A 7418-nucleotide genomic window follows, 5' to 3' on the forward strand; every position below is an offset into this window, starting at 1 on the left:
ATCAATATAGTATTAGTCTTTTATCACGTTCACAAACAATGAGAAGTCGTCAAACTCCAGCATTGTTCCGTCTTTCACTTCATCTACAAGTTCAAGAGATGTGCCTAAAACCTGGTTACAAATATAATCTTTATTTTCATTTACCGCATCATCTGTTTGCGTATTTTTCGAGATTGTTATTTTTATTTTGTCTGTAATCTCGAAGCCGCTTGACTTACGTATATTCTGAATACGGTTCACCAGTTCACGGGCAATACCCTCGCGACGCAGTTCTTCGGTAATGGTCACTTCAAGCGCTACTGTCAGTTTGCCTTCATTGGCAACCAACCATCCCGGAATATCTTCACTAAAGATCTCGACATCTGATGCTTCAATAACAGCTTCCGCACCATCCAGATTTAATGTATACTTTCCGTTTTTCTCCAATTCACCGATGGCTTCCTGTGACATTTCTGCAACAGCAGCAGCTACTGCTTTCATTTGCTTGCCAAATTTCGGTCCCAGTTTCTTAAAGTCACATTTCACTTTTTTCACCAATACACCGGCTGCACCATCAACGAATCTGACTTCTTTTACATTCACTTCATTCATAATCAGGTTCTTCACAGCTTCGATATGAGCTTTCTGCTCTTCATCTACCACCGGAACCATGATACACTGCAGCGGTTGGCGTACCTTGATATTCACCTTGCGGCGCAATGCCAACACCATAGATGTAACATCCTGTGCCATTTGCATGCGGGCTTCCAGTTCCTTGTCTATCATTTCTTCCTGATATTTCGGGAATTCGGCAAGATGGACAGAAACTACATTGTCGCGTCCTGTTGCTGTAATCAAGTCAGTATACAACCGGTCTGCATAGAACGGAGATACAGGAGCCATCAGTTTGGCAACTGTTTCGAGACAAGTGTACAATGTCTGATAAGCAGACAATTTATCCTGTGTAAATTCACCACCCCAGAAACGTTTACGATTCAGGCGAACATACCAGTTGGACAAATTATCATTCACAAAATCAGAAATCAAACGTCCTGCCTTTGTCGGTTCATATTCATTATAGCATGTATCTACCTCCTTTATTAATGTATTCAATACAGACAAGATCCAACGGTCGATCTCCGGACGTTCTGCCATCGGTACATCCGCTTCTTTATACTCAAATCCGTCTACATTCGCATAAAGCGCAAAGAATGAATACGTATTATATAAGGTACCGAAGAATTTACGGCGAACTTCTTCCACTCCTTCAACGTCAAATTTCAGGTTATCCCACGGAGAAGAATTGGTAATCATGTACCAACGCAACGGGTCGGAACCATACTTTTCAATCGTAGTAAACGGATCGACAGCGTTATTCAAACGCTTGGACATCTTGTTACCGTTCTTATCGAGTACCAAACCGTTAGAGATAACAGCTTTGTAGGACACGCTGTCAAATACCATGGTAGCAATAGCATGCAAGGTAAAGAACCAACCACGAGTCTGGTCCACTCCTTCTGCGATAAAGTCAGCCGGATATACCTGACGGTTATCCAACAGTTCTTTATTTTCGAACGGATAATGGATCTGCGCGTATGGCATAGCACCCGAATCGAACCATACATCAATCAAGTCTGATTCACGCTTCATCGGTTTGCCGTCTTTCGATACCAATATGACGTCGTCTACATAAGGACGGTGAAGATCAATCTTATCATAATTTTCTTCCGAATATTGACCCGGCACGAAACCTTTATCCTTGTATGGATTGGATTTCATAAATCCGGCAGCTACCGATTTCTCGATTTCATTATAAAGTTCTTCTACAGATTCGATGCATATCTCATCCGTATTATCTTCTGTACGCCAGATAGGTAATGGAGTACCCCAATAACGAGAACGGCTAAGGTTCCAGTCATTCAGATTTTCCAGCCACTTGCCGAAACGGCCGGTTCCGGTAGATTCCGGTTTCCAGTTGATGGTTTTATTCAATTCCATCATTCGCTCCTTGCAAGCGGTAGAACGGATAAACCAGCTATCCAATGGATAATAAAGTACCGGTTTGTCTGTACGCCAGCAGTGCGGATAGTTGTGGACATGCTTTTCTATCTTGAAAGCCTTGTTGTCTGCTTTCATCATCATGGCAATGACAATATCCAAAGATTCGGCTGCTTGCGCAGCTTTCTCATCGTATTTGCCATCCACCATAAATTGAGGATCATAAGCATTTTTCACCCATGCACCCTGATATTCTTTATATTTATCTACATCAACACATTCTTTTACGAAATTCTCATCCAGCTCATTCAACAGATAGAATTTACCAGTCAGATCCACCATCGGACGAGTTTCGCCTTTCTTATTAATCATGAACAATGACGGGATTCCTGCAGCACGTGCCACATTCGCATCATCCGCACCAAATGTAGGTGCAATGTGAACGATACCTGTACCGTCTTCTGTCGTTACATAATCACCCGGTATCACACGGAAAGCCTTATCACTAGGCTTCCAGTTGCCATCTTCGGATACCTCAACCGGTTTCACCCAAGGGATCAACTGCTCATATTCCATACCGACAAGATCAGTGCCTTTGTATTCGGCAATCACTTTAAATGGTACAAGTTTATCTCCGGCTTTGTAGTCCTCCAATTTCAGATCAGCAGCTTTTGCATTGAAGTGTACATTCAATAAAGCTTTTGCCAGAACCACTGTTATAGGTTCTCCGGTATAAGCGTTGTAAGACTGTACAGCCACATAGTCTATTTTGGGTCCTACGCAAAGAGCCGTATTTGAAGGTAATGTCCATGGAGTAGTTGTCCAGGCGATAAAATAAGGAGTTCCCCATTCCGTCATTTCCGGTTTAGGATTCTTCATTTTAAATTGGGCAACGGCCGTTGTATCTTTTACATCCCGATAACAGCCCGGTTGATTCAACTCATGTGAGCTCAATCCTGTTCCTGCAGCCGGTGAATACGGCTGGATCGTATATCCTTTATACAACAATCCTTTTTTATGCAGTTGCTTCAATAGCCACCATAATGTCTCAATATAGCGATTATCATACGTGATATAAGGATGCTTCATATCCACCCAATATCCCATCCGATGAGTCAGGTCTTCCCACTCCTTGGTATATTTCATCACGTCTTTCCGACAAGCCGCATTGTAGTCGGCAACAGAGATTTTCTTACCAATATCTTCTTTTGTGATACCTAATGCCTTTTCTACACTTAGTTCCACAGGCAGTCCGTGCGTATCCCATCCGGCTTTACGCTTCACCTGATAACCCTTCATCGTTTTGTAGCGACAGAAAATGTCCTTAATGGTACGAGCCATTACATGGTGAATACCCGGCATACCATTAGCCGAGGGAGGTCCTTCGAAAAACACGAACGAAGGACAGCCATCACGTTCTGTCATACTCTTGGCGAAAACCTGGTTCTCGTCCCATTTCTTCAGCACATCTTTGTTCACCTGCGAAAGGTCAAACTGCGAATATTCAGTAAATCTCTTACCCATAGCTGTCTACGATTTTACTATTTACAATTTACAATTTGAGGGGTATCCCCATTTTTAAGGGTGCAAATTTACAAAAACATTTGTTTAGTTGAGCAAAAAGCTAGGACTTTTAATCGGATTCGTGTGAAGTTAACGATTATAAACCGCCTACAGCCTAAACAAAACAGGTATCTCCTTGTTTTAGTGGGAAACCTAAAAGCACTTTAACTTATGAATTACGGTATTAGCATTTTATTCAGAGCAATCCCTTTGGCGATGGCTATTTTTTGCTTCGGATACGGAGCGTTTATTTATGGTTATGGAGATGACGGGAGTCGTGTTGTGGCCGGTCCTGTTGTGTTTTCACTCGGTATGATATGCATTGCACTGTTTTGCACGGCTGCCACTATCATCCGGCAAATCATACATACTTATAATAAATCGGCCAAATACATTTTGCCGGTTATAGGCTATCTGGCAGCCATCATTACTATTATTGGAGGTATCTGCATTTTCAGTAATGCCACTTCCACCTCTGCATTTGTTGCAGGACACGTTATCACCGGCGTTGGATTTATTACCACTTGTGTAGCTACCGCCGCCACCTCTTCTACCCGATTCTCTTTAATTCCGAGGAATTCAAAAGCGACAAGTAATGAAGTTCCGGAAGGAGCTTTTTCCCTTAATCAGAGACGGGCATTGGTCATTGTTGCCATCATCGTTTCGCTGATCGCATGGATATGGGCATTTGTATTATTGGGCAACAGTCATTCTCATCCTGCTTATTTTGTGGCGGGGCATGTAATGGTCGGTCTGGCATGTATTTGTACCAGTTTGATTGCACTGGTAGCTACCATAGCACGCCAGATACGTAATGATTATTCAGAAAAAGAACGGAATAAATGGCCGAAACTGGTTTTATTAATGGGATCTATCTCTTTTGTATGGGGATTATTCGTGATTTTGGCGGATTCCGGAAGTGCAAACGGTACCACCGGATATATTATGCTCGGGTTGGGGTTAGTATGTTACAGTATTTCCAGCAAAGTAATCCTGCTGGCTAAGATATGGAGGCAAGAGTTCAAATTAGCCAACCGTATTCCTATGATTCCGGTATTTACGGCATTGGCTTGTCTGTTCCTGGCGGCTTTTGTATTCGAGCTTGCTACTATACATGCTGATTATTTCATTCCGGCACGTGTTTTGGTAGGTCTCGGAGCTATTTGCTTTACGCTGTTTTCTATCGTTAGTATATTGGAGAGTGGCACGTCTTCCAAATAAAAAAGTATTCTATAAAAAGGGCGTCACTATATGCCCCGGATAGTGACGCTATCCAAGGCATATAGTGACGCTATCCGGACAGCATAGCGTCACTCTTTTTATTTCTTGTATCTCACCTCATACAGGTCATTCCTGCGGTCTTTCAAGTTGCGTACACTACCATAAGTATGCAGTTCGTTCAGCAAATCCAGATCAACATCCGATACCAAAATCATTTCGGTGTTAGGAGTTGCCTCCGCCCTCTTTCCGTCCGTTGGAAAAGCAAAGTCGCATGGGGTAAATACCCCCGATTGGGCATATTGAATATCCATATTGTGCACACGGGGAAGATTTCCTACACTTCCGGCAATGACTACAAAACATTCATTCTCGATGGCACGTGCCTGCGCACAAACACGAACACGGGAATAGGCATTCTGGGTATCTGTCAGGAAAGGAACAAATAATATCTGCATTCCCTGATCTGCCATCAGGCGGGAAAGTTCGGGGAACTCGACATCATAGCAGATCAAAACTCCAATCTTTGCACAGTCCGTGTCAAAAGTATTCAGAAGTTTACCACCATTAAGTCCCCAACTTTTTATTTCATCGGGAGTGACGTGTAATTTCTCGTACATTTCGTAGGTTCCATCCCGTCGGCAAAGGAAACCTACATTATAAAGCAATCCGTCCTCTTTTACGTATGGCATACTCCCGGTTATAATGTTGATATTATAGCTAATAGCCAGATTCATAAACCGTTCCCGAATTTCATCCGTATATTTCGCCAATCCGCGAATAGCCTGCGATTCTCCTTTATCGTTATACTTCGACATCAAAGGAGCATTGAAATATTCCGGGAAAAGAACAAAATCACTTTTATAATCGGAGACTGCATCCACAAAGAATTCTACTTGTTCGAACAGGTCATCCAACGTTTTATAACTACGCATCTGCCATTGCACCAATCCTACGCGAACCGTAGTTTTGGGACTGATATATTCTTGTGTAGGTGGCTGATAATAGATATTATCCCACTGCAGCAAACAAGCATAATGTTTTGATTCTTCATCATTTGGCAGATAATTAGTCATTACCTTACGAACGTGAAAATCATTCGACAACTGGAAAGTAAGTACCGGATCATAAATCTCGCGTTGACGTACCCGTTCGATATATTCTTTCGGACGCATTTTGTCAGCATATTTATGATAATTCGGGATACGTCCGCCAAACATGATTGCTTTCAGATTCAATGTTTCGCAAAGCTCCTTACGATATTCATACATACGACGTGCGAGACGCAAACCACGATAGCCCGGGTGGATGAATACTTCAATGCCATACAGGATATTTCCTTTAGAGCTATGTGTATTGAATGTTTCCTTACCCGTAACCTGTGCATACGTATGATCGTTCTTTACTTTATCATAATCAACAATAATAGAAAGAGCACAACCAACTATTTTATCGTCAACGACTGTGACGATCTGACCCTCCGGAAAGATTTTAATCAACTTCTGTATCTGCTCACGAGTCCAAAATACATCGCTACCGTCAGAATAAACACGGGTAAACGATTGGGATAGTTGTACATAATCTTCTATTTGCAGATTGCGTATCTGCACTTTATTAATTTTTATCGGATGTTGTTCCATAACAATACGTGTTTTTATATAAAGACTGTGCAAAGGTACTGTTTATCTTTATACATTGTCATTGCAAAATTAAAAATGCATTATACTTAATTTTAATACATGCTTCAGAAATGGCTACAGCACTTTAACATCACATAATTTTCATACAAATTCTTGCGCCGTTTAATTTGCGACTTCCGAAAATTATCGTACATTTGCAACGCATAACATTTTATACCCACAGAAGCAGTGAACCTGCTTCAACTCCAGTAGCAGGCATTTTTATGCCTGTTGCTGCCGTAGATACGCGGTTTCGTACCCCCGTGGGGAACGTTAATGCGTCCCCAGCTTCTGTGGAGTGTTATGCAACGGGAAAGGCGGAACCGTTTTTTTATTCCCGCCTATCTTAAAACCGTTGTATCATGCATGAAGAACAAAACAATGCACCTGTAAAAACCGTTCGAAGCAATCGGCAGGAAGCTAATTTTCCTAATCTGGAAGAAAAAGAAAACCTAAAACAGTTTTATTTAGCCCAATCACGACGACTATGCCCTACCGTATCAGTCGATCGTTCGGAATCACAACGTCTGGGAGCGTTACACCACAAAATCAAACATTTCATTAAAGCGTTAACCAACCTCGACCGTTCATGGGAAAATGGGATGCCGGAGATGCAAAAGGCTTGCCTGCATTTCTTTTCTTTACAAAACTCACCTCGCACAGAGTGTCAAAAGATTTTTGAAGAATGGGCGAAATGGTCGAACTTCCTGATATCAGCTTCTTGCTATCGTGGTTTTGTCAGTCAGATGTTGCAGGATTATCAACGTCAATTACGTGACTTGGAAAAGCTCTTGGGCGGCAAGCCTTCCGAAACTTTGGAGAATGTATCTGACCGTTAAGTCATACAGATAGATATTGCATCGAACTGACGTTAAAAGTAGTTCGTTTCTTGACGGTTTTAATTCTTTTCAGAATATAAATGAGCTAAATGATAATTTTGCGGAGTGCCCTGAAAGGGCTTAATTATATAGCGTAGGGCAA

Annotated in this window: 4 protein-coding genes; 2 read left to right on the forward strand and 2 right to left on the reverse strand. The window is 41.9% G+C overall.

The features are described 5' to 3' along the window. Positions 1–12: 12 nt before the first annotated feature. Positions 13–3501, reverse strand: a complete 3489-nt coding sequence (gene ileS / locus KTR06_RS22220; RefSeq protein WP_117611127.1) for an isoleucine--tRNA ligase — start codon at positions 3499–3501, stop codon at positions 13–15. A 210-nt stretch (positions 3502–3711) separates the two neighbouring features. Here ileS and KTR06_RS22225 point away from each other — a divergent pair, with 210 nt between their 5' ends. After that, the gene (locus tag KTR06_RS22225) at positions 3712–4761 is read left to right on the forward strand and encodes a DUF2776 domain-containing protein (protein WP_004316419.1); all 1050 of its coding nucleotides are present in this window, start codon (positions 3712–3714) and stop codon (positions 4759–4761) included. Positions 4762–4859: 98 nt separating this feature from the next. Here the strand turns inward: KTR06_RS22225 and KTR06_RS22230 are convergent, their stop codons facing one another. Then, positions 4860–6398 (reverse strand): carbon-nitrogen hydrolase family protein, encoded by a 1539-nt coding sequence (locus tag KTR06_RS22230; RefSeq protein WP_004316417.1) that lies wholly within the window; start codon positions 6396–6398, stop codon positions 4860–4862. 401 nt (positions 6399–6799) lie between these two features. On the opposite strand from KTR06_RS22230, the gene KTR06_RS22235 reads away from it, so the two are divergent. Further along, entirely contained in the window at positions 6800–7276 is a 477-nt protein-coding gene (locus KTR06_RS22235; protein ID WP_009041252.1) for a hypothetical protein, read from the forward strand. Positions 7277–7418 lie beyond the last annotated feature (142 nt).

This window comes from Bacteroides sp. MSK.20.12, assembly GCF_019052435.1.
GTDB lineage: Bacteria > Bacteroidota > Bacteroidia > Bacteroidales > Bacteroidaceae > Bacteroides > Bacteroides xylanisolvens.